The 21,677-nt window shown below is 61.9% G+C and carries 19 protein-coding genes and 1 tRNA gene; 8 read left to right on the top strand and 12 right to left on the bottom strand.

Annotated elements, in window-relative coordinates; translation table 11 throughout:
- Nucleotides 1-12: 12 nt before the first annotated feature.
- From araD1 to chvE, 4 genes are all read right to left on the bottom strand, one after another.
- Nucleotides 13-1,008: an AraD1 family protein gene (gene araD1, locus ILFOPFJJ_RS05410; protein ID WP_173509505.1), complete on the bottom strand. Its 996-nt coding sequence runs from the start codon at nt 1,006-1,008 to the stop codon at nt 13-15.
- 184 nt (nt 1,009-1,192) lie between these two features.
- Nucleotides 1,193-2,407 carry a multiple monosaccharide ABC transporter permease gene (mmsB, locus tag ILFOPFJJ_RS05405; RefSeq protein ID WP_173509504.1) on the bottom strand — a complete coding sequence of 405 codons (1,215 nt, stop codon included), beginning with the start codon at nt 2,405-2,407 and terminating at the stop codon, nt 1,193-1,195.
- Nucleotides 2,407-3,942: a multiple monosaccharide ABC transporter ATP-binding protein gene (gene mmsA, locus ILFOPFJJ_RS05400; protein ID WP_173509503.1), complete on the bottom strand. Its 1,536-nt coding sequence runs from the start codon at nt 3,940-3,942 to the stop codon at nt 2,407-2,409. Before mmsA ends, mmsB begins: the two co-directional genes overlap by 1 nt.
- Nucleotides 3,943-4,039: 97 nt before the next feature.
- Complete coding sequence (gene chvE / locus ILFOPFJJ_RS05395) at nt 4,040-5,107, bottom strand: multiple monosaccharide ABC transporter substrate-binding protein (RefSeq protein ID WP_173509502.1); 1,068 nt, start codon at nt 5,105-5,107, stop codon at nt 4,040-4,042.
- 300 nt (nt 5,108-5,407) lie between these two features.
- On the opposite strand from chvE, the gene ILFOPFJJ_RS05390 reads away from it, so the two are divergent.
- Together ILFOPFJJ_RS05390 and ILFOPFJJ_RS05385 are read left to right on the top strand one after the other, a co-directional pair.
- Nucleotides 5,408-6,358 (top strand): LysR family transcriptional regulator, encoded by a 951-nt coding sequence (locus tag ILFOPFJJ_RS05390; RefSeq protein ID WP_173510161.1) that lies wholly within the window; start codon nt 5,408-5,410, stop codon nt 6,356-6,358.
- A 108-nt stretch (nt 6,359-6,466) separates the two neighbouring features.
- The gene (locus tag ILFOPFJJ_RS05385) at nt 6,467-6,922 is read left to right on the top strand and encodes a hypothetical protein (protein ID WP_173509501.1); all 456 of its coding nucleotides are present in this window, start codon (nt 6,467-6,469) and stop codon (nt 6,920-6,922) included.
- A 3-nt stretch (nt 6,923-6,925) separates the two neighbouring features.
- Here the strand turns inward: ILFOPFJJ_RS05385 and ILFOPFJJ_RS05380 are convergent, their stop codons facing one another.
- Complete coding sequence (locus tag ILFOPFJJ_RS05380; protein WP_173509500.1) at nt 6,926-7,156, bottom strand: hypothetical protein; 231 nt, start codon at nt 7,154-7,156, stop codon at nt 6,926-6,928.
- Between the two features lie 351 nt (nt 7,157-7,507).
- Here ILFOPFJJ_RS05380 and iolG point away from each other — a divergent pair, with 351 nt between their 5' ends.
- On the top strand, nt 7,508-8,500 hold the full coding sequence (gene iolG, locus ILFOPFJJ_RS05375) for an inositol 2-dehydrogenase (RefSeq protein ID WP_173509499.1): 993 nt from the start codon (nt 7,508-7,510) through the stop codon (nt 8,498-8,500).
- Nucleotides 8,501-8,566: 66 nt separating this feature from the next.
- On the opposite strand, the gene ILFOPFJJ_RS05370 is transcribed toward iolG, so the two are convergent.
- Nucleotides 8,567-10,921: a bifunctional diguanylate cyclase/phosphodiesterase gene (locus tag ILFOPFJJ_RS05370; protein WP_173509498.1), complete on the bottom strand. Its 2,355-nt coding sequence runs from the start codon at nt 10,919-10,921 to the stop codon at nt 8,567-8,569.
- 78 nt (nt 10,922-10,999) lie between these two features.
- Nucleotides 11,000-12,208, bottom strand: coding sequence for an ROK family transcriptional regulator (locus ILFOPFJJ_RS05365; protein WP_173509497.1), 1,209 nt, complete (start codon nt 12,206-12,208; stop codon nt 11,000-11,002).
- 345 nt (nt 12,209-12,553) lie between these two features.
- On the opposite strand from ILFOPFJJ_RS05365, the gene xylF reads away from it, so the two are divergent.
- The 5 genes from xylF to ILFOPFJJ_RS05340 all read left to right on the top strand — a co-directional run bounded on the left by xylF (nt 12,554) and on the right by ILFOPFJJ_RS05340 (nt 17,720).
- Nucleotides 12,554-13,594 carry a D-xylose ABC transporter substrate-binding protein gene (gene xylF / locus ILFOPFJJ_RS05360; protein WP_173509496.1) on the top strand — a complete coding sequence of 347 codons (1,041 nt, stop codon included), beginning with the start codon at nt 12,554-12,556 and terminating at the stop codon, nt 13,592-13,594.
- Between the two features lie 258 nt (nt 13,595-13,852).
- Complete coding sequence (locus ILFOPFJJ_RS05355; RefSeq protein WP_173509495.1) at nt 13,853-15,166, top strand: sugar ABC transporter permease; 1,314 nt, start codon at nt 13,853-13,855, stop codon at nt 15,164-15,166.
- Nucleotides 15,167-15,181: 15 nt separating this feature from the next.
- On the top strand, nt 15,182-15,967 hold the full coding sequence (locus ILFOPFJJ_RS05350) for an ATP-binding cassette domain-containing protein (protein ID WP_173509494.1): 786 nt from the start codon (nt 15,182-15,184) through the stop codon (nt 15,965-15,967).
- A 231-nt stretch (nt 15,968-16,198) separates the two neighbouring features.
- Nucleotides 16,199-16,275: transfer RNA gene (locus ILFOPFJJ_RS05345), tRNA-Arg, on the top strand.
- Nucleotides 16,276-16,442: 167 nt separating this feature from the next.
- Nucleotides 16,443-17,720, top strand: a complete 1,278-nt coding sequence (locus ILFOPFJJ_RS05340) for a tyrosine-type recombinase/integrase (protein ID WP_173509493.1) — start codon at nt 16,443-16,445, stop codon at nt 17,718-17,720.
- On the opposite strand, the gene ILFOPFJJ_RS05335 is transcribed toward ILFOPFJJ_RS05340, so the two are convergent.
- The 5 genes from ILFOPFJJ_RS05335 to ILFOPFJJ_RS05315 all read right to left on the bottom strand — a co-directional run bounded on the left by ILFOPFJJ_RS05335 (nt 17,702) and on the right by ILFOPFJJ_RS05315 (nt 21,677).
- The gene (locus ILFOPFJJ_RS05335; RefSeq protein WP_173509492.1) at nt 17,702-17,875 is read right to left on the bottom strand and encodes a hypothetical protein; all 174 of its coding nucleotides are present in this window, start codon (nt 17,873-17,875) and stop codon (nt 17,702-17,704) included. The genes ILFOPFJJ_RS05340 and ILFOPFJJ_RS05335 overlap by 19 nt on opposite strands.
- Nucleotides 17,876-17,955: 80 nt before the next feature.
- Nucleotides 17,956-18,285: a DUF2190 family protein gene (locus ILFOPFJJ_RS05330; protein WP_173509491.1), complete on the bottom strand. Its 330-nt coding sequence runs from the start codon at nt 18,283-18,285 to the stop codon at nt 17,956-17,958.
- A gap of 2 nt (nt 18,286-18,287) precedes the next feature.
- Nucleotides 18,288-18,506: a phage head-tail joining protein gene (locus ILFOPFJJ_RS05325; RefSeq protein WP_173509490.1), complete on the bottom strand. Its 219-nt coding sequence runs from the start codon at nt 18,504-18,506 to the stop codon at nt 18,288-18,290.
- Between the two features lie 5 nt (nt 18,507-18,511).
- The gene (locus ILFOPFJJ_RS05320; protein ID WP_173509489.1) at nt 18,512-20,317 is read right to left on the bottom strand and encodes a prohead protease/major capsid protein fusion protein; all 1,806 of its coding nucleotides are present in this window, start codon (nt 20,315-20,317) and stop codon (nt 18,512-18,514) included.
- Nucleotides 20,304-21,677, bottom strand: coding sequence for a phage portal protein (locus ILFOPFJJ_RS05315; protein WP_173509488.1), 1,374 nt, complete (start codon nt 21,675-21,677; stop codon nt 20,304-20,306). The genes ILFOPFJJ_RS05320 and ILFOPFJJ_RS05315 overlap by 14 nt, the downstream gene beginning before the upstream one ends.

The raw sequence follows: 21,677 nt of genomic DNA, 5'->3' as shown, positions 1-21,677 counted from the left end.
ATATCAGATATATCAGAGCTGATGTATGGTGATCTCTTTATCGCCGGCGATCGCCAGCGGATTGCGGAGCGCCAGGCCGAAACCGGCGGCCTCGATCTCGAAAATATCCCCCTCCTCCGTGCGGATACCGTCGCCGAAGGAAAGCGTCGCCGTTCCGAACATATGCACATGGACATCGCCCGGCACGCGGAAGAGCTCGTACTTGAAATGATGATGCTCGAGGTTTGCGAAGCTGTGCGACATGTTCGCCTCGCCCGAAAGGAACGGCTTCTCCCAAAGGACCTTGCCGCCCCGCAGGATGCGGGACGTGCCCCGGATATCCTCCGGCGCCATACCGATGCGAATTTCCGGCCCGAAGCTCGCTTGGCGCAGCTTCGAATGGGCGAGCCAGAGATAGTTGACCCGCTCTGTCTTGTGGTCGGAAAACTCGTTGGCGACGGCAAAGCCGATACGGTAAGGCATACCCTTGTCGGAAATGACGTAGATGCCGGCCATTTCCGGCTCCTCGCCGCCATCTTCGGCAAAGGCCGGGGAAACCAGGGCGTGACCGGGCGCAACGGCCGAGGTGCCGTTGCCCTTGTAGAACCATTCCGGTTGAATGCCCGTTTCACCAGGCTTCGGTTTGCCGCCCTCGATACCCATGCGGAACATCTTCATCGAATCGGTCAGCGTCTCTTCCGCCGCCTCGGTCGTCTTCTTGTGCATGGCGTCGCGGGTCGCGGCCGATCCGAGATGGGTCAAGCCCGTGCCGGTCAGATGAAGATGCGCCGGATCGGGATGTGTAATCGGCGAAAGAAGCCGGCCTTCCGCATAGGCCTTCTCGAGATCGATCTCGTCGCCCAAACCGCGGGCGTCGAGCACCTCCTTGAGGCTCTTGCCGGCATTGGCCGCCTCCATTGCCAACGCATAGACGCTTTCCGCTCCCTTGACGGCGCGAGCCATCTCACCCGGCGAGCGAACCGCGACGGCGATCGATCCATCTTCCTTCCTGACCTGAGAAATTAGCACGTTCCTGTCCTTCCTCTCGACCTACAGCGCCGTGCCAGAAGCACAAGGGTCGCTGTGACACTTTGAATTGCTGCACCCATTCATGACGCAGGCAATGCGCTGTCCGAGGGTGACTCGCGCCACCCAACCTAGCGGCGTTGAGCCGCCCGTTTCTGTTTCTGGTGAAGGCTGATCGGAGACCCGGTCAGCCCTTGCCTTTGTTCTTGTTGTAGACGTCGAAGAACACGGCTGCGAGCAGCACGAGGCCCTTGATCAACTGCTGGTAGTCGATGCCGATGCCCATGATCGACATGCCGTTGTTCATCACACCCATGATGAAGGCGCCGATCACCGCACCGGTGATCTTGCCCACGCCACCCGATGCCGATGCCCCGCCGATGAAGCAGGCAGCGATCACGTCGAGTTCGAAGCCGACGCCGGCCTTCGGGGTCGCCGAGTTCAGCCGCGCCGTGATGATCATGCCGGCAAGGGCAGCGAGCGCGCCCATGTTCACGAAAGCATAGAAGGTCAGCCGTTCGGTGTTGATGCCGGAGAGCTTGGCCGCCTTCTCGTTGCCGCCCATGGCATAGATCCGGCGGCCGATCGTCGAACGCGTCGTGATGAACGTGTACAAGGCGATCAGCACGCCCATGACGATGAGAACGTTCGGCAGGCCGCGATAGGTTGAGAGCTGGAAGCCGAGGAACAGGGCCACGACGCCGATGACCGCCATCTGGATCGCGAAGAAGACGAAGGGCTCGTTCTCGGTTCCGTGCTGCTCGTTGATCCGGCGATTGCGGAAGCCGGCATAGATGGCATAGGCCACCAGCGCCATGACCGCAATCAGCGCCACATAGTTCTTGATGAGGCTGGTCGCCGGATCCGAAAGCGACAGGAAGTCCGGAATGAAGCCCGTCGAAAGCAGCTGGAACTCCTTCGGGAACGGCCCGATCGGGCGTCCGCCGAGCACGACATAGGTGAGACCGCGGAAAACCAGCATGCCCGCAAGCGTGACGATGAACGATGGAATCTTCTGGTACGCGACCCAGTAGCCCTGCGCGGCCCCCATGATGCCGCCGAGGATCAGACAGGCGGGCACCACGATCGCGAAATGCACCTGCCATTTGACCAGCATGATCGCCGAGATCGCGCCGATGAAGGCCACGATCGAGCCGACGGAAAGGTCGATATGGCCGGCGACGATGATCAGCAGCATGCCCAGCGCCATGATGACGATAAACGAGTTCTGCAGTACCAGGTTCGTGATGTTGACAGGCCTGAAGAGAACGCCGTCGGTCACGAACTGGAAGAACAACATGATGATCACGAGTGCGACCAGGAGGCCGTATTCGCGGATGTTGTTCCTGAGATAGTCCCCGATCGACGGTTTGGTGGTGTGGGTGCTCGTATCGGCGACCATTAGTGTTTCTCCCCTGAACGCATGATGGCGCGCATGATGGATTCCTGGCTTGCTTCTTCCTTGGAAAGCTCTGCCACGATGCGCCCTTCGTTCATGACATAGATGCGATCGCAGGTTCCGAGCAGTTCCGGCATCTCCGACGAGATCATCAGGATGCCTTTGCCCTCGGCCGCGAGTTGGTTGATAATTGTGTAGATTTCATACTTGGCGCCGATGTCGATACCGCGTGTCGGCTCATCGAGTATGAGAACTTCGGGGTTGGTGAACAGCCACTTGGAAAGCACCACCTTCTGCTGGTTGCCGCCCGACAGGTTGACCGTCTCCTGATAGATCGAATGCGAGCGGATCCGGAGCTTCGCGCGATAGTCTGCAGCGACCTTTCGCTCTTTGCGCTCATCGATGACGCCGCTCGACGCGACCGCGCTCAGGTTGGCAAGCGTCGTGTTATCCTTGATGTTGTTGATCAGCACGAGACCGAGTTGCTTGCGGTCTTCGGTGACATAGGCAAGGCCCGCCTTGATAGCGCGCGGAATCGTGCTCACGTCCACCGGGTTGCCGCGCATGCTCACCTCGCCGGTGATCTTGTGGCCCCACGATTTGCCGAAGATGCTCATCACCGTTTCGGTGCGGCCGGCGCCCATCAGCCCGGCGATGCCGACGACCTCGCCGGCGCGGACGTTGAAGCTGACATCGTGCAGGAACTGCCGGTCGCGGTGATGTTGGTGGTAGACGTTCCAGTTCTTGACCTCGAGCAGCGTGTCGCCAATCGTCGGCTCGCGCGGCGGATAGCGATCTTCCATGGCGCGACCGACCATGCCCTTGATGATCCGGTCCTCGCTGATGTCTTCCTTGTGACAGTCGAGCGTTTCCACCGTGCCGCCGTCACGCAGGATGGTGATCTGGTCCGCGACCTTCTTAATTTCGTTCAGCTTGTGCGAGATGATGATCGAGGTCATGCCCTGCTTGCGAAATTCCATGAGCAGCTTCAGAAGCGCGTCGGAATCGTTCTCGTTGAGCGAGGCTGTCGGTTCGTCGAGGATCAGCAGCCGAACCTTTTTGGAAAGCGCCTTGGCGATCTCAACCAGTTGCTGCTTGCCGACGCCGATGTCGGTGATGAGCGTCGCCGGCGACTCGTTCAGGCCCACCTTTTTCAAGAGTTCCTGCGTGCGGGCGAAGGTCTGCGGCCACTGGATCACGCCTTTGCTGGCGATCTCGTTGCCGAGAAAGATGTTTTCGGCGATCGACAACAGCGGGACGAGCGCCAGTTCCTGATGGATGATGATGATGCCGAGGTGCTCGCTGTCCGAGATCGTGCTGAAGCGGCGCACCTCGCCGTCATAGTGGATGTCACCCTCGTAGGTTCCGGCGGGATAGACGCCGCTCAGCACCTTCATCAAGGTCGACTTGCCGGCACCGTTTTCTCCGACGAGGGCGTGAATTTCACCTTCGCGGACCTTGAAGCTGACATTGTCCAGCGCCTTGACGCCCGGAAACGTCTTGGTGATACCCCGCATTTCGAGAATGATATTGTCCATGTTCAGCATTCCAGCGGCAGTCTGCGAGAGATTACATACTCCCTCGCCCAGATAAAAGGGTCCGCAACGGATCGCGGACCCTCCATGTTCGACGGGATCAGTTGTTGATCTGGTCTTCGGTGTAATAGCCCGAGCCGACAAGGACTTCCTTGGCGTTGGACTTGTTCACCGAAACAGGCTTCAAGAGGTAGGACGGAACGACCTTGACACCGTTTTCATAGGTCTTGGTATCGTTCACTTCCGGCTCCTTGCCATCCATGATCGCGTTGACCATGTTGACCGTGACCTTGGCGAGTTCGCGGGTGTCCTTGAAGACGGTCGAATACTGTTCACCGGCAAGGATCGACTTGACCGACGGCAGTTCCGCATCCTGACCGGTGACGATCGGCATCGGCATGTCGCCGGAGCCATAGCCGACGCCCTTCAGAGCCGAAATGATGCCGATGGAGAGGCCATCATAGGGCGAGAGAACGCCATCGACCTTGGCATCGGTGTAGGTGGACGACAGCAGGTTTTCCATGCGGGCCTGAGCAACGGCACCGTCCCAACGCAGGGTGCCGACCTGATCCATACCCACCTGTCCGGACTTCACGACAATCTTGCCGCTGTCGATCAGCGGCTGCAGAACCGACATCGCGCCGTCATAGAAGAAGAAGGCGTTGTTGTCGTCCGGCGAACCGCCGAAAAGTTCGATGTTCTTCGGCTCGGTGGCGCCGTCGAGCTTCAGGCCTTCAACGAGCGACGTCGCCTGGAGCACGCCGACCTGGAAGTTGTCGAAGGTCGCGTAATAATCGACATTGCCCGAGTCGCGGATCAGACGGTCGTAAGCGATGACCTTGACGCCGGCGTCGGCTGCTTTCTGCAGGATGTCGGAGAGCGTCGTGCCGTCGATGGCGCCGATCACGAGGACCTTGGCGCCCTTGGTGACCATGTTCTCGATCTGGGCGAGCTGGTTCGGAATATCGTCATCGGCGAACTGCAGGTCCGGCGTGTAGCCGGCTTCCTTGAAAAGCTTCTCCATGGTCTCGCCATCGGAGATCCAGCGCGTCGACGTCTTGGTCGGCATGGAGATGCCGACCGTCCCCTTGTCCTGCGCGAAAACCGGCGCAGCGAAGGACGCGACGGAAATCGCCGCGGCTGCGAGAAGCGAAGTAATCAATTTCATCAGATCTCTCCCTAAGTGTTGAAGCCGGCAGGCCCCGTCTTATGCGCAGCGATCCACCGGCGCGGAGAGCTGGTCCCCGGCGGTGGTTCAAGGTGAAGGAAAGCCCTCCCGGCCCCACATACTCCCGCATGCACTGGCGCATCGAAGGGAAACTGGAATCAATCGACATAACTGTCAAATACAATATCGATTTGCATGCATATCATAATTGGTATACCACGCAAAAAGAGTGTGATTATTGAAACTTTATGAAAACGGAACCGTGTCGTGACAGTGGACAGCAGGGCGAACGCCATCGGCATGGCGGACGAGCTCCTCGATACCGGCCTGTTGCGGTCCGGGCTGAAGATCAATCATCTGAGACTCATCCTGGCGATCGAAGATCACCGTCGCATCAGCACGGCAGCGGATTCGCTCGGCATTTCGCAACCGGCGGCATCGCGCATGCTGGCCGAGATCGAAGCAATCATGAAGGCGCCGATCTGCGAACGCGTCGCGCGCGGCGTCGAACTGACCCGTTATGGCGAGGCGCTTGCACGGCGGGCACGCACGATCTTTCTCGAACTGCGCGAGGCCGCCCGCGAGATCAATGAATTGAAGACCGGCAGCGGCGGTTCGGTATCGCTGGGCTCGGTGACCGGCCCCGCCCTCAATCTAGCCGTACCAGCCATCCGCCAGGTCTCGACCGCCTATCCCGGCATCGAGATCAATGTGCAGATCGATAACAGCAATGTGCTGACACGCGAGCTCCTGGCGGCACGCCACGACTTCGTCGTCGGCCGCATCCCGGACGATCTCAATCCGCGTCTCTTCAATCTGGTTGAGATCGGCTTCGAGGAAGTCTGCCTTATCGTTCGCGAGGGCCATCCCCTGCTCGACAAGCCATCCGCCAATGCCGACGACTTGCCGGGCTACGACTGGGTTTTCCAGCCGCCGGGCACGTTGTTGCGCCGTGCCGTGGAGGACAGCTTCGTCTCCGCCGGCGTCCGGCTGCCGGCGACCGTCATCAACACGTCGTCGATCATCCTGACGCTGTCGATCGTCCGAAACACCAACGCGATCGCCCCTGTCGCCCTCGACGTCGCGAACCTCGTGGCCGGTAACGGGACGCCCGCCGGCGATATTCGCGTGCTGCAGACGCAATTCCCCATCCGCATCAAGCCCTACGGGCTCATCACCGCAGAAGGCCGCGCCCTGCCCCCGAGCGCAAAGCTGCTTTACGACCTCATCCTGAAACAAAGCAGAGCGTGATCAGGCCCGCATAACCCTCATCGGGCAGGATCGCCAAAACCGGTGCTTCGTCCGGGCGCCCGCAAAGCGGTTCGCCTTGAATGAATGTGTTTTTGAGAAGGCGACGTCATGTTCGGCATGTCGGTGTTCCAGTCGGTGCTCGAGAGACTGAAGGCGGAGCAGCAGGCCGGAACCTCCGACGAGGACGTCGGCGAACAGGCATTCCGGCACGGAATAGCGGGCTTCCCGCAAGGTTTCGTCATCGACACCTCGCCGTCCGTAGCCGCATTCGACGCCGTGGCGCATGCCTACAGTGAGATTGCACCGGCCGAGATGACGCAGCCACCGGTGATGCCCGAGTACCTGGAACGCACCAGCCTTGCCGAGGTCGCGGCCGAACTTGCGTTTGAGGAGCAGGAAACCGCGACGACGCTTGCTGCCAAACGACGGCGTTTCGCCGCCGCAAACCATCCGGACCGGTTGCCGGCGGAGTTCAGGGCCAACGCCACCGCCCGGATGAAGCTCGCCAACATGCTGATCGACGAAGCGTCGCGAAGATTGCCGCGCGACAACAGGTCGACATGACCTTCATTTAGGGGCGTCACCCGTGTCGGTCTTGTCATCGGCTGGTTGCTTCGGCTTGTAGAAGACGAGCAAGGCGCAGCCGGCATAGGCGGTTACGGCCAGGAAGATCATGCCCCACACCGTCTGTCCGTTGCTGAACTCGACCGCCGTCCACGCGGCGCAGAAGGCGACGATCAACAGACGGATCCACAAGGGCCGATAAAAAGGGTGGTCCGGATCGATGAATTTGAGCATCCTGTCTCTCAGCCGACGTGCAATTGGCCTCCCTTGTAGGGGCAAATTGGCCGCGCCCGCAAGTGTCCGCCACAAACCAGCTCTTGACGGCCGCAGCAGAAATAGAATAAAAATTCCGTAACTAAAGAATTTGGCCTTTTCATTCCGCTTTACGCGCGAAATTGGCGCAAGCGGGAGAATCAGGGCGGAGGCAAGGGAGAGAGGCGCACCTCGCCGCGGTCTGCGGCGACTTCAATCATCGTTACACTCCTTGACACATACGCGGGCCACACGGCCCGCGACGCCTTTGCGCAATGAGCGTCAATCATCGCGCCCCCTTCCGGTTGCGACCGGATTTCGAGAGAGACGAAAATGACTGTGAGATTTGGTCTTCTGGGCGCCGGGCGTATCGGCAAGGTTCACGCGAAAGCCGTCAGCGGCAATCCCGACGCCGTCCTCGTGGCGGTTGCCGACGCTTTCCCGGCTGCGGCGGACGCCATTGCCAAGACTTATGGTTGCGAGGTGCGCACGATCGAGGCGATCGAGAGCGCCGCCGATATCGATGCAGTCGTCATCTGCACGCCGACCGATACGCATGCCGACCTGATCGAGCGCTTCGCCCGCGCCGGCAAGGCGATCTTCTGCGAGAAGCCGATCGATCTTGATGTCGAGCGGGTTAAGGATTGCCTCAAGGTCGTGTCGAAAACCAAGGCAAAGCTGATGGTCGGCTTCAACCGCCGCTTCGACCCGCATTTCATGGCGGTGCGCAAGGCGATCGACGACGGCCGCATCGGCGATGTCGAGATGGTGACGATCACCTCGCGCGATCCGGGTGCGCCGCCGGTCGACTACATCAAGCGCTCCGGCGGCATCTTCCGCGACATGACGATCCACGATTTCGACATGGCGCGCTTCCTGCTCGGGGAGGAGCCCGTCACGGTCACCGCCACCGCCGCCGTGCTCGTGGACAAGGCCATCGCCGAGGCCGGCGACTACGACAGCGTTTCGGTCATCCTGCAGACGGCCTCAGGCAGGCAGGCGATCATCTCGAATTCGCGCCGCGCCACCTATGGCTACGATCAGCGCATCGAGGTTCACGGATCGAAGGGTGTCGTCTCGGCGGAAAACCAGCGCCCGGTTTCAATCGAAATCGCTACCGGCGAAGGCTATACGCGCCCGCCGCTGCATGACTTCTTCATGACGCGCTATACCGAAGCCTACGCAAACGAGATCGAGAGCTTCATCGCCGCAGTCGAAAAAGGTGCGGAAATCACCCCCTCCGGCAAGGACGGCCTCGCCGCGCTGGCGCTGGCAGACGCGGCCGTGAAGTCGGTTGCTGAAAAGCGTCAGATCAGCATCGCCTGAGGCCGACACGTCGACAATACGTGCAGCCGGGCTCAACGCCCGGCTTTGTTTTCACGCAACGAAAAATCACGCTTCGGCCGATTTCAACCGGTGGCGCGCGGGCTGTTGGCTGGAACTCGGCGCGCGCCCCGGGCGACCGGAGAGGAAGCCCTGTATCTGCTGACATCCCTCTTCGACGATGATCTGCCTCTGTCGCTCGGTTTCGACGCCTTCGGTCACCACCGGCAGGTTGAGGCTCTGGCCGAGAGCGATGATCGCGCGGATGATGGCATGCGCCGCCGGATCCTTGTCGAGGGCGGCGGTGAAGCTACAATCGATCTTCAGCTTGTCGAAGGGGAAGGTCTGCAGATTGCTGAGCGAGGAATGCCCCGTTCCGAAATCGTCCATGACGATGCGCACACCGAGCAACCGCAGCCGGACGAGGGTCGTCAGCACGTCATCTCTGTTGTGCATCAAGGCTGCTTCGGTGATCTCCAGCTCCAGCCGGCGCGGCTCAAGACCGGTTCGCCTCAGAATCCCTTCGATCTGATCAAAGAGGTTGGGAAGCAGAAACTGGACCGGCGATATGTTGACTGAAATCGGCAGCGGTTCGTTCCACCGGACTGCTTCAAAACAGGCCTGCTCGAGCACCCACTCACCGATCTGGATGATCGAGCCGCTTTCCTCGGCGATCGGAATGAAAACGCTGGGACTGACGAGGCCGCGATCGGGATGCCTCCAGCGCAACAACGCCTCGTAGCCGACAACCCTGTCGTCACGCACGTCGACGAGCGGTTGGTACTCGAGGAAAAGCTGCCGCCTGACGACCGCGTGCCGGAGATCGTTTTCAATCTGCCGGCGTGTGCGCACGGCTGCGTCCATCTCGGCGTCGAAGAAGCAGGCTATACCCTTGCCGGTCTGCTTCGCCCGGTAAAGCGCCGTATCGGCATTGTTGCAAAGCCGGTCCGCCGTGACCCCATCGGCCGGATAGATCGCCACACCGATGCTGACGCCGACGGCCATCGGATCGCGGTTGGTATCCATTTCCTCGGAGAAAAGGCCGAGAATGCGGTCCGACAATTGCCGCGAGGCCTCCGGCTGCGCGACGGAAGGCTGTATGATCGCGAATTCGTCGCCGCCGAGCCGCGCGATCGTATCGCCTTCCCCGCATGCTGCACGCAGGATGTCGGCCACTTTGCGCAGAATGCGATCGCCTTCTCCGTGACCGAAAATGTCGTTGACGGCCTTGAAGCGATCGAGATCGAGACAGAGAACGGCCAGTGGTTCGTTCCTCGCACTCGCCACGGCGATTGCCTGCGCCATGCGGCGGTCGAACGAACTGCGGTTCGAAAGGTCCGTTAGCGCATCATGATGCGCAAGGTGCTCGATCGTGCGTTCCGCCTCCTTGCGTTGACTGAGATCGCGCACGAAAATCACGTCGCACTCCCGGCCCCGGTATTCGATCGTGCGGCAGATATATTCGACGGGGATTCGCCTCCCATCCGCGTGAAGCAGCTCGAGTTCGCATGATCCGCCGAACGCCGGGCGATCCACCGGCCGCTCGCAATCCTGCACGAACAGCTCCGCTGGGCTTGTTCTTGCCAATTCGCTTGCACTCCGGCCGCAAAGATCGGCAAAGCGCTCGTTCACATCGATGATTTCGTCATCGCGCACGATCATCATGCCGTCGAGCGACGCGTTGACGAGCCCGCGAAGATCCGTGAGGTGCCTGTCGAGAAAAAGCGCGCCGAAAGCCATGAGGATGAGTGTCGTCGATGCGGCGATCACGCCCCCGGCAAGCCAGGCGGGATCGAATACATCCGCGGCCGCAATGCTCGGATCCGGCACCAGGCTGACACCGCTCATCGACTTGAAATGCATCGCGCATATCGCCAGAACCAGCAGGAGCGTCGACACGACCAGCCTCCCGACACCGGACATTGTCCAAAACGCATGAAGCGCACCGCCGGCGATGAGCGTGCCGAATATGACGGCGGTAACGGTCGATGTAAAATCGAAGGTGACCTGGCCTTGCGTTTCGACCGCGCGCATGCCGGTGAAATGCATCGCTGCGATGCCAAGGCCAAGCAGCAAACCGCCGACGGCGAAAGCGTAACGGGAGGTCCCGGTCAGTGCGACGGCAAGTGCGATCCAGGACGCCGCGATCGCCACCAGCACGGAGAGTGTCGTTCCCCGGATCTCATAGGCGATCGGTATACCCCCGTCATAGGCGAGCATCGCTATGAAGTGCGTCGACCAGATGCCGACACCGGATGCAAAGGCGCAGGCCGCGGTCCAAAGGCGCCGCTGGGTGCCTTCGCTGCGCTGCGCACGCAGCAACAGCAGCATCGTGGCGATGCTGCCGGCAAGACAAACGATCGCCGCTACGGCGATCAGACGCCAGTCATGATCATTGCGTATGCATGCAATCACTGAAAACATGGCTGCCCCCGCCTCCTGGGACAGCTTGGCAAGGAGTCGCTAAATAACTGTAAATTGCAAAAGTACCGGGACTCGCCTCTAGTCGTGCCCGGCGGCAAGGCCGCCATCGATCGTGCTCAGTGCCCGATTGAGATGACCATCGAAAACCAGCCGCTGCTCGTCGGCCACGACCGTGATCTCCGGCGGACCCATCAGGCGCACCTGCAAGGACTGGGCAAGCCCCTCCTCCACCCCCTTCTGCAGGAGGTCGAAGTAGCGCGTCCCCGGTCCGGTGACGAGGATCGGCATCGGCTCATAAAGGCTCAGCAGGCGGGAAATGCCGTTGCCGAGAGCGATCCCGGCCTGGCGGAAGGCATATCCAGCCATCCGATGGCCCTGGCGCGCACTGGCCGCGATCTTGTCCATTTCCGAAAGCGGCACGAATTTCGCGGGGATCGTGTCGGAAGGCACCTCGAAGGCCGTGCGCAGGATTCCATAGAAGCCGGCGGCTGCCTCGATACAGCCACGGCTACCGCACCGGCAGAGCCCGGCGGAACTCGTGTGCAGCATGTGCCCGAAATTCGGCGCCGAAACGTCGAGTTCGCCGAAATGCCCTTTCCGCGCCAGGCCGAGACCAATGCTGTGGCCGAGCGATATGGCCGCAAGCGCCTTGAAGTCGTCCCTCCCCTCCTCGGCCCGGACTGCCAGCGCCTGGGCGACCAGCAGCGTTTCGTTGCTCAGCATGATCTTGGCCCGCCACTCCGGCCGGAGCAGACTTTGGAAATCGAGTTCCTCGCTGCCGAAGACCGGCGACCAGATCAGCCGCGCCCCGTCGCCGGCGACGAGACCCTTGCTGCTGATCGAGATGGCGAGCACCTCTTCTTTCGTGATGCGCGAGCGCTGGAGCAGCCGTTCAAGCGCGGCGGCAAATATCTGTCCGAAGGCCGCGGTACCCTTCAGGTCGTGGTTTCTGGCTTCTTCGAACCGGTCGAGCAGCGTGCCGCCATAGTCGGCGAGCGAATACTGCACGATATCGGACGAGATACGCACGACGATCACATAGCCGTAGTCGCGTCTCGGCATGAGCAGCACGCGCGGCCGGCCACGGCCACCCTGGACATGCTGTTCGCTCCTGGCGATGATCCCGGCGCGTTCCAGCTCAGCGGTGATGGCGGAGACGGTGGCGGAGGCGAGAGCGGTTTCCGACGCGATTTCCGTGTGGGACAAGGAGCCTCTCCGGCGGAGCGCCGCAAGGACAAGCATGCTGTTCTGCTGACGTACAAGTTCAGTACTGGACTTGGTCAGCATTACACATCCCTGTCGATGGCGGATCCTTCAACCACATGCCTCCTCCAAAGCATCTGTTGAGCGGCAAGACAAGGCGCCCTGCTTGTTTCCCTGGATCGAAGCCGATTCAAGGATGAAAACAGGCGGCATTTCAAAGTGCTACAGCGATTTTCGAGCACCTCGGAAAAGACGCGCGGCGCTGCCGGGAGCCTTGTTGACAGCCTGCTAAAACTCTGACATTTATTTTCTCGACTGTCGAGAAAAAAGTCCGCACTGGTTGCGGCCCGTTTACGACAGCACTTCAGGGTTGGCCGAGGAGGCGTGCGGGAGGTTCGTGCGCACGGCGCAACCAATTGGGAGGATGAAATGAAATCCGTTTTGAAGCTGATGGCGGGGGTTGCCATCATCGCGTCAATGCATTCGGCCGCGATCGCCAAAGACCTTGTCGTCGGCGTTTCCTGGTCGAACTTTCAGGAAGAGCGTTGGAAGACCGACGAAGCCGCCATCAAGGCCGCGCTTGAAGCTTCCGGCGACAAATATATCTCCGCCGATGCCCAGTCTTCCGCCGCCAAGCAGCTGACCGACATCGAGTCGCTGATCGCGCAGGGCGCAAACGCCTTGATCGTGCTCGCCCAGGATTCCGATGCGATCGCCCCTGCGATCGAAAAGGCCACCGCCGAGGGCATTCCGGTCGTCGGCTATGACCGCCTGATCGAGAACCCGGACGCCTTCTACATCACCTTCGATAACAAGGAAGTGGGCCGCATGCAGGCTCGCGAAGTCTTCAAGGTAAAGCCTGAGGGCAACTTCGTCTTCATCAAGGGCTCCTCGTCCGACCCGAATGCCGACTTTCTCTTTGCCGGCCAGATGGAAGTGCTGAAGGAAGCGGTCGACGGCGGCAAGGTCAAGAACGTCGGCGAGGCCTACACCGATGGCTGGAAGCCGGAAAATGCGCAGAAGAACATGGAGCAGTTCCTGACCGCCAACGACAACAAGGTCGACGCGGTCGTGGCTTCGAACGACGGCACGGCCGGTGGCGCGATCGCCGCGCTTTCGGCACAGGGTCTCGCAGGCTCCGTACCGGTTTCCGGTCAGGACGGAGACTTTGCGGCACTCAACCGCGTCGCGCTCGGCACCCAGACGGTCTCCGTCTGGAAGGACGCGCGTGAACTCGGCAAGAAGGCCGCTGAAATCGCTTCGGCTCTCGCCAGCGGCAAGACGATGGACGAGATCGAGGGCGTTCAAACCTTCAACGGCGGACCGAAGGGTGTTGCCATGAAGTCGGTCTTCCTGGCGCCGCTCGCCATCACCAAGGACAATCTGAACGTCGTCATCGACGCCGGCTGGATTTCCAAGGACGCGGCCTGCCAGGGCGTTGCTGCCGGCACCATCGGCGCGTGTAACTGACGGCTCGGCAATTGAATTGACCTCCAGACGCCGCAACGTGACCCGTTGCGGCGTTTGCTCGAGGTCGGGACGGTCTTGCGTGCGGGTGATAAGATCGCGGCAACGCGACGCTACTGCATGTTTCCTTGAATCGTAGCCGATCCAAGGACAAAAACATGCAGCAATTCAACGTGCTACAGCATCCTTTGCGCGTCTGGTACGACGCGCGGCGCGTAGAACGACCGCATAGGCAAATGGAAACAGTGGGGGACGGCGGCCATGGCCGACACGACGAATACCGCACATTTTAATCGCGCGCGCAGCGCGGCGGAAAATCCGGTGAAGCGCTTCTTCCGCGCCACCGAAATCGACACCCGCCTCTTGGGCATGGTCGGCGCGATGCTGATCATCTGGATCGGCTTCAATTTCCTGTCCGGTGGCTTGTTTCTCACGCCGCGAAACCTCTGGAACCTGTCGGTGCAGACCGCGTCGGTCGCCGTCATGGCGACGGGCATGGTGCTGGTCATCGTCACGCGTAACATCGACCTGTCGGTCGGCTCGATCCTCGGTTTCGTCGGCATGATCATGGGCGTGTTGCAGGCGGAGCTTCTCCCACAGCTCCTCGGCTTCAATCATCCGGCTACCTGGATCATCACGCTCCTTGCAGGCCTTTCGCTCGGCGCGGCAATCGGTGCGCTCCACGGCATGATCATCGCCTTCCTCAACGTCCCGTCCTTCATCGTCACGCTCGGCGGGCTGCTCGTCTGGCGCGGTGCCACCTGGTTCGTCACGAGCGGCCGAACCGTCGCGCCGATGGACGCCACCTTCCGCCTGATGGGCGGCGGCACCGAAGGGTCGATCGGCGCGACAGCCAGCTGGATCGTCGGCCTTCTCGCCTGCGTCGCAATCGTCGCCAGCATTGTCCACTCGCGCAAGCAGCGCAAACGCTTCGGCTTTCCGCGCCGCCCGGTCTGGGCCGAGTATTTCCTGTCGGGAATTGGCTGCGCCCTCGTCCTCGGCGCAGTGGCGGTCGCGAATAGCTATCCCTGGCCGGCCAACATCGCCCGTAAATACGCCGAAGCCAACGGCATCGCCTGGCCGGAAGGCGGCCTCTTCATCGCCCATGGCATCGCCATTCCGGTGCTGATCGCCATCCTGATCGGCATCGTCATGACCTTCATCGCCACGCGTCTGCGCTTCGGCCGCTACGTCTTCGCAATCGGCGGCAATCCGGAAGCCGCCGAGCTTGCCGGCATCAAGACGCGCTGGGTGACGGTAAGGATTTTCGCGCTGATGGGCATGCTCTGTGCCGTTGCCGCCGCGATCTCCACGGCGCGCCTCAACGCCGCCACCAACGCGCAAGGGGAGCTCGATGAACTCTACACGATCGCCGCGGCCGTCATCGGCGGCACCTCGCTTGCCGGCGGCATGGGTACGATCGCGGGCGCCATGCTCGGCGCACTCGTCATGCAGTCGCTGCAGTCCGGCATGGTGCTCGTCGGCATCGACAGCCCGCTCCAACGGATCGTCGTCGGTGTCGTGCTGGTGACCGCCGTCTGGCTCGACACCGTCTATCGCGCCCGCGCAAAATAATCAGGAGTACGAATGATGAGTGAACAACGCACTCCGCTTGTGGAAATGAAGAACATTTCCATCTCCTTCGGCGGCATCCACGCGGTGGACAACGCTTCCGTCGATCTCTATCCGGGTGAAGTGGTCGCCCTGCTCGGCCACAACGGCGCCGGCAAGTCGACGCTGATCAAGATTCTTTCCGGCGCCTACCGGCGCGATGCCGGCGAGATCCTGATCAATGGCGAACCGGCGGACATCCACAATCCGCGCGACGCCAAGAAATACGGCATCGAGACGATCTACCAGACGCTCGCCGTCGCCGACAATGTCGACGCTGCCGCCAATCTCTATCTCGGCCGGGAGCTCCGCACCCCCTGGGGAACGCTCGACGATGTGGCGATGGAGGCGAAGGCGCGCGAGGTGATGGGCCGCCTTAACCCGAACTTCCAGCGCTTCAAGGAACCGGTGAAGGCGCTTTCCGGCGGCCAGCGGCAATCGGTGGCGATCGCCCGGGCGATCCTCTTCAACGCCCGCATCCTTATCATGGACGAGCCGACCGCGGCCCTCGGACCGCAAGAAACCGCCCAGGTCGGCGAGCTCATCAAGCAGCTGAAGCGCGAAGGCATCGGCATCTTTCTGATCAGCCATGACATTCACGACGTCTTCGACCTCGCCGATCGCGTATCAGTGATGAAGAACGGCCAGGTCGTCGGCCACGCCCGCACCGAGGACGTGACCAAGGACGAGGTGCTCGGCATGATCATCATGGGCAAGGTGCCGCCGAAGGCGATCCCAGGCCCCGGCGCCATGCAGATGGCGTGACGGCACCAAGGCCTGTGACCGCATCCGCCCCGATCAATCCGGCGCCGCATCCCTCAAGATGCGGCGTCTTTCTTTGGATCCATATCGCCCATCGGCGATGCGAAGCGACTTCAGCGCGGACCAGGAAAACGAATTTCCCCCACAATCTCCTGCAATTGACCATTGAAGCGACGCGCAAGCTAGGCTAAGAACCGCTCACAGCCTGCTTCGGCGGCCCTGCCGCCAACGGATGCACCCGTAGCTCAGCTGGATAGAGTGTTGGATTCCGATTCCAAAGGTCACAGGTTCGAATCCTGTCGGGTGCGCCATTTTCCTCCCCAATAATTGTCCCGCAAGCGCTTGATTTAATTACGTTTTCCAGAGATTTTGCACGGGATCCGACGCCGCATGTTGCGATTCTGCTGCACCTTTTGCTGCACATATTGCTATACATCAAAGCGTCAGGCATGGTTTTGGAACCGAAGGGAGTTCCGCCATGAACATCAAGCGCCGCAACAAGACCTTCCACCTGATCAAGCGCGTTCCGAAACGCTACGAGGCAATCGAGTCCCGCAAAGTCGTGTGGATCAGCCTGCACACTGATTCCGAGTCCGTTGCACGGCAGAAGGCCCCGACGGCATGGCAGAACATGGTTGAGGCGTGGGAAGCCCGACTTGCGGGCGACAGCGACGACGCCGAACGCCGTTTCGAGGCGGCGCGGGAACTCGCCCAAGTCCGGGGCTTCCGCTACCTCACGGCAGATCGTGTCGCCAAGTTGCCGCGCGAAGAGTTCCTTGAACGGGTTCGCGCCGCCGTACGGCCCGACGGTGAGCCGGATCGGATAGAAGCTGCGGCCGTCCTTGGCGGGGCGAAGGAACCGCCGATCACGGTCGAGCGGGCGCTTGAATTGTTCTGGACGCTGGCGAAGGACCGGACGCTCGGCAAAAGCGAAGACCAACTTCGTCGATGGAAGAATCCACGCATGAAGGCAATTCGCAACTTCGTTGAGGTCGTCGGCAACAAGAACATTGCCGAGATCACGGCCGACGACATGCTCGACTTCCGCGACTGGTGGGTTGACCGGGTGGCGTCGGAAGGACTGGCCCCGAATAGCGCGAACAAAGACCTGATCCATGTCGCCGACACGCTGAAGACCGTCAACAAGATGAAGCGGCTCGGGCTGGTGCTGCCCGTCGGCAATCTGTCCTTCAAGGACGGAAAGAAGCACAAGCGCGAGCGCCCCCCTTTCTCTACGGAATGGATCAAGACCAAGTTGCTCGCGCCCGGCGCGCTCGATGGACTCAATACAGAAGCGCGCTGCATCCTGCTCGGCATGGTCAACACGGGCTATCGCCCAAGCGAGGCGGCCGGGCTCCTGCCAGAGCACATTCGACTCGAACATGATATCCCGCATATCTCGATTGAGCCGGTCGGGCGGCAACTGAAGACTGACCAGTCGAAGCGCGTCATCCCGCTCACTGGCGTCAGCCTCGAAGCCTTCCGGCAGTGCCCGAAGGGATTCCAGCGCTATCAGGAGACCAGCGCCAGCCTTAGCGCCACGGTGAACAAATTCATGCGGGAAAACGGGCTTCTCGAAACGCCCGACCATGTGCTCTACAGCTTGCGCCATTCGTTTGAAGACCGGATGCTTGCAGCCGGAGTCGACGAACGAATCCGCCGTGACATCTTCGGCCATCGGCTTGACCGGGAACGGTATGGGGCGGGCGCAACTCTCGAACACAAGCGGGACATCCTTCAGGCGATTGCCTTCTGACCAGCTACTATCGCCCGCGCCCGTGCTATAGGGTCGGAGGCTTCTAAGCTGGCAATTTCGATTTCGAGTCGTTCGAAGATCGGCGCATAGATCGGATTTTCGACGACGAGTTTAGCGACGGCCGCCCGCAAGCGGACCAATTCGTCCTTTTCCATGGAACGCCCTCAAGGGCGTGGTCCCGTTGAAGAACGCGAGCGAGCGGAGCGGTCAGGATCACGCTCGCCTGCGGGATGGGTCAGAACGCCCCGTTGAGGCGCACGTCGGTCGTGCCGGAAGGATTGACGGCCGTGGCGAGGGACACGCCAATCTTGGTGTTGCCGGTCGCCGTCGTCGTGACCAGCTTCGCCGTATTGTCCCAATAGATCGGATCGCCGACGGCCATCACGTCCGTTGAAACCTTGGGCAGCGTGAAGACGCCGACGGTCACGATATCGACTTCAGCGCCCGACTCGGCGTCGCCAGCGGCCACACCGAAGATGCTGCCCTTCAATACGCCGTCGCCGCTCGACACGGCGTAGGGCGCGGGAAGGGTCAGATTCTCGCCCTTCTGCACAAAGTTCTTCATGGTCAGATTCCTTTCGAAGTCTTGAAGAGGATGGTGTTGACGGGCTTGGTCTGCGCCGCCGCAATCGCCGCGTCGGCGGCCGCGAGCGCCCGCGCCATTTCGGCGTCGGACTTGTAGGACACGGCTTCGCCGTTCTGATCGCGGAACTCCCGCACGCCCTGAAGCCGGGCTGCAAAGAGGGCGTCCCGCCAAGCCTGAAGCTGTTGCAGCGATGCGGCCATGACGATCAGAGACCCGGATTGCGGTAAGCGCCCCGGAAGTCGGTTGCGCCACAACCAAAGTCCAGCACGACGCGGAACTCCTGCCCCAGCACATCCCAGCCTTCGCGGCTCGCCATCTGCGGACCTTGGGCGCTGGACAGGTAAGCATATTCAAGCACTGGCAGGACGGCCGGATCGGCGAAGACGTACCACGACTTGTCTGTGATGCGCGGTTCGACCAGCAACTCCAGCTTCCCCGTGAACGGATTCGCCGTGGCAACCGTGGCCGCATAGATCGCCGCCAGCAACTTTTCGGCGCTGGTCTCAAGCTGCGGCCCGACGACCAGATATTTCGGGGCGGCGTTGATCGGCGTCTTGCCGTCCAGCGCCTTCATGCCACGCATGGCGAGGCGGGCAGCGGACAGGTTTGTTTCGTCCAGCGCCGTGCCCGAACCGGCAAGGTTGCCGTGATCCGCGTGGAAGAGGCGCTTGTTGTCCTCGCCCATGACCGGCCCTGCCCCGCTCGACTGGCGGAAAAGCGCGAAGAGCAGGTTGTTTTCTGTTTCGGCCGCCATGCGGCCGGCGGTCGCGCCCCAATCCCGGAATGCGCCAAGATCGTCATTGATCAGCGCCTTGCGCGACAGTGCGAAAATGGTTCCGTAGGTATCGAGTGCGTAGGACTCGGTCGCCTCGCCCCGGGTCGTGCTCTTGATTTCACCCGACTCCGAGACCTTTTCCAGAAGGCCGATGTCCGACAGCTTCAGCTTGGACGCTGCCCGGAAGTCGGGAAGCGTCGTCTGCCGCGCCAGCACGGTCTTCAGCGGCGACCCTGCGACGTGATAGGCGGCCATCAAAGTCCGGCGGCCGACGCCCGTCAGAAGCTGGGGGAAGTCGCTGGTCGTGTGCATCGCCGCCCGGAAGAGCGCGTCCGGGTCCATTCCGCGCGTCGAGATGCCCGCCGCTTCGACCAACGCGCGGGCGTGGTCGCGAAGCGTGTCGCCTATGAAGGGGCGAGCTTCGTCGGTCGGCGGGGTGCCGCTCACGCGAGCGTAAAGCGCCTCTTCGCGCCGCGTACGGATCATGGCCGGGTCTTCGCTCAACGGGCTCACGACGCGAATGCGCGGCGTGTTGCGAGTCCGTGCCTGCATCGCCTCGAATGCTTCCGCACGGGCTTCCGTGACGGACAGGTCGCGGTCGATCATGTCGTCCGCTTGTTCCGCCGTCATGCCTGCCGCGCGGGCGATAGTGCGGATGGCTGCACGGGTCGCGGCCGGGGTTTCTTCGTTCGGGGTTTCGATCACTTCGTCTTCCATGGTTTCGCTCCGAAAGGTTGCGCCCGGATCGGCCGGGACCGGCACGGCGGAAACTTCAAAGATCGACCACGCCGCCGCCGTGCGGACGCGGACCTTGTTTTCGAGAGAATCGAGCCAGCGTTGGACGCGGTAGCCGACAGAAACGCCCCGAATGACGCCCTGCCGGATGCGCTCGACGATCGGCTTCACGTCATCGGACTGAAGCAAACGAATGGTGGCAATCAGCGCGTTGCCTTCAGTGCGGAAGGCGGTCACGACGCCAATGGTGTCGCGGGCGCTGGCCTGCCGATGGCCGTCGAGAACGGGCGCGCCGATCAGCCGCGACGTGTCGAGCCCGGCCGGGTCCAGCCGTTCGACATAGGCCCCGCGCGGGTCGCGGCGCTGGACATCGGAAAACGTCGAGATGGTCGCTTCCACGGTCAACGCGGCTTCGTCGAACGACTCGGGCGAGATGACCGCGCGGCGGGTCATCGCGTCTTGCGATTCCGGCGATACCTCCCGCTTCCTAGCTTTCGGCATTGGTGGACTCCTTCTGCATCGGCCGCGTGTCGGCGGCTATTTCTTCGTCCAGCTGTTCGATAGACCAGCCGCGTTCGGCCACCGCCTTGCGGCGGCTGGTAAGCCCAGCCTCGATTTCGGCGACAGTCGCTTGAGTGTCCTTCAGCGGATCGACCTGAAGCGGCTTCGGCGGCAACCATTCGACCGCCAGCCATTCGCGGCCGAAGTCGCCCGCGTCGAGTTCGGCGGATAGCACTGCATAGCTGATCACGCGCCGCCACACGGGAGCGAGGAACTGCGGAACGAAGGTGCCGTATTGGATTTGCTCAACGCGCTGGCGAAAAGGCAGAAGCCCGGCGCGAAGGCTTGAATAGTTCGCCCCGGTCAAGTCGCCGTCCACGAAATGCGTCGGCAGGCCCAGCCCGGCGGCAAGCTGCTGAAGGTTGAGCCGAAGGAAGGCGGCCACTTCCGCCGTCTGCTGGGGCGTCGAAAACTTGATGTCCATGCCCGTCGGCAGGCGGCGCAACGTGCCGGGCTCGAGTCCGGCTTCCAACACGCCGCCCTCGCCCGTGCCGTCGAACGGTTCGCCCGACGTGCCGTTCTGATCGATCAGAAAGCCCGCGTGCATGGCCGCCACCTTCACACCGACAAGCAGAGCGTCGAGAAGCTGGTCTAGCTCACTGGCGGGCAGGATGACCGGCGCAAGCCAAGAGACGCCCCGGACCTGCCCGGCCGCCAGTGGCTTCATGACGTGCAAGATTTCGGAAGCGTCGATCCGCACGGGTGGCGCATAGGTGGCGAACTGGTCGTGGGGGCGCGACGACAAGACGTGATAGGCGACGCGGCGGCCGTCGGCGTCGAACTCGACGCCCTGCACGATCACGCCGCCATTACCTAATTCGCGCGTCATGGACTCGTCGATCAATTCCGGCGGGATCAGCCGGACGCGGAGGCCGTCGGAATCGAGGAACTGGACGAAGGCTTCGCCATCCACGACCAGCCCCCGCGCGATGTCCGCCTGAAGGCCCCAAAAGGTCGTGCGAGCGTCGGTGTCCGACTCTTCCGCCCAGGTATTGAAGAGCGTCGACAGCGCCTTCCGGGCGGCGGCGTCGGGATGCTGGGAAGTCGGCATGATGCCGGAGCCGACAAGCGCGCCGGTCCAGTTTCCGACGGCGTTCGCAATCCACGGATTGTTGTTGGCGAGGTAGCGCGCACGGCCGCGAAGGCTCGCCCCGGCGGCCGCCACTTCCGGGTTGATCCGGCCGAAGGTGCCCATGGCCCAGCCGCGACGGCCGCCCGCCGCGCCGTCGAACCGGCGGACGTGCTGCGGCCGAGTCGTGCGGCGGAAGAAATTGAAGGGATTGGGCAACCGAACGGGCAT

Origin of the sequence: Sinorhizobium psoraleae (genome assembly GCF_013283645.1) — a bacterium.
Classification (GTDB): domain Bacteria; phylum Pseudomonadota; class Alphaproteobacteria; order Rhizobiales; family Rhizobiaceae; genus Sinorhizobium; species Sinorhizobium psoraleae.
Note: the sequence above shows the minus strand (reverse complement) of the source record. Positions and strands in the feature narration are given on the sequence as shown.

Excerpts from the sequence above, each read along its gene's own strand:
- ILFOPFJJ_RS05370 (WP_173509498.1), bottom strand. The coding sequence starts at position 10,921 with ATGTTTTCAGTGATTGCATGCATACGCAATGATCATGACTGGCGTCTG.
- ILFOPFJJ_RS05330 (WP_173509491.1), bottom strand. The coding sequence starts at position 18,285 with ATGAAGAACTTTGTGCAGAAGGGCGAGAATCTGACCCTTCCCGCGCCC.
- xylF (WP_173509496.1), top strand. The coding sequence starts at position 12,554 with ATGAAATCCGTTTTGAAGCTGATGGCGGGGGTTGCCATCATCGCGTCA.
- ILFOPFJJ_RS05390 (WP_173510161.1), top strand. The coding sequence starts at position 5,408 with ATGGCGGACGAGCTCCTCGATACCGGCCTGTTGCGGTCCGGGCTGAAG.
- ILFOPFJJ_RS05350 (WP_173509494.1), top strand. The coding sequence starts at position 15,182 with ATGAGTGAACAACGCACTCCGCTTGTGGAAATGAAGAACATTTCCATC.
- ILFOPFJJ_RS05320 (WP_173509489.1), bottom strand. The coding sequence starts at position 20,317 with ATGCCGAAAGCTAGGAAGCGGGAGGTATCGCCGGAATCGCAAGACGCG.
- iolG (WP_173509499.1), top strand. The coding sequence starts at position 7,508 with ATGACTGTGAGATTTGGTCTTCTGGGCGCCGGGCGTATCGGCAAGGTT.
- ILFOPFJJ_RS05340 (WP_173509493.1), top strand. The coding sequence starts at position 16,443 with ATGAACATCAAGCGCCGCAACAAGACCTTCCACCTGATCAAGCGCGTT.
- mmsB (WP_173509504.1), bottom strand. The coding sequence starts at position 2,407 with ATGGTCGCCGATACGAGCACCCACACCACCAAACCGTCGATCGGGGAC.
- ILFOPFJJ_RS05315 (WP_173509488.1), bottom strand. The coding sequence starts at position 21,677 with ATGCCCGTTCGGTTGCCCAATCCCTTCAATTTCTTCCGCCGCACGACT.
- ILFOPFJJ_RS05385 (WP_173509501.1), top strand. The coding sequence starts at position 6,467 with ATGTTCGGCATGTCGGTGTTCCAGTCGGTGCTCGAGAGACTGAAGGCG.
- ILFOPFJJ_RS05335 (WP_173509492.1), bottom strand. The coding sequence starts at position 17,875 with ATGGAAAAGGACGAATTGGTCCGCTTGCGGGCGGCCGTCGCTAAACTC.
- ILFOPFJJ_RS05380 (WP_173509500.1), bottom strand. The coding sequence starts at position 7,156 with ATGCTCAAATTCATCGATCCGGACCACCCTTTTTATCGGCCCTTGTGG.
- ILFOPFJJ_RS05365 (WP_173509497.1), bottom strand. The coding sequence starts at position 12,208 with ATGCTGACCAAGTCCAGTACTGAACTTGTACGTCAGCAGAACAGCATG.
- ILFOPFJJ_RS05355 (WP_173509495.1), top strand. The coding sequence starts at position 13,853 with ATGGCCGACACGACGAATACCGCACATTTTAATCGCGCGCGCAGCGCG.
- ILFOPFJJ_RS05325 (WP_173509490.1), bottom strand. The coding sequence starts at position 18,506 with ATGGCCGCATCGCTGCAACAGCTTCAGGCTTGGCGGGACGCCCTCTTT.
- mmsA (WP_173509503.1), bottom strand. The coding sequence starts at position 3,942 with ATGGACAATATCATTCTCGAAATGCGGGGTATCACCAAGACGTTTCCG.
- chvE (WP_173509502.1), bottom strand. The coding sequence starts at position 5,107 with ATGAAATTGATTACTTCGCTTCTCGCAGCCGCGGCGATTTCCGTCGCG.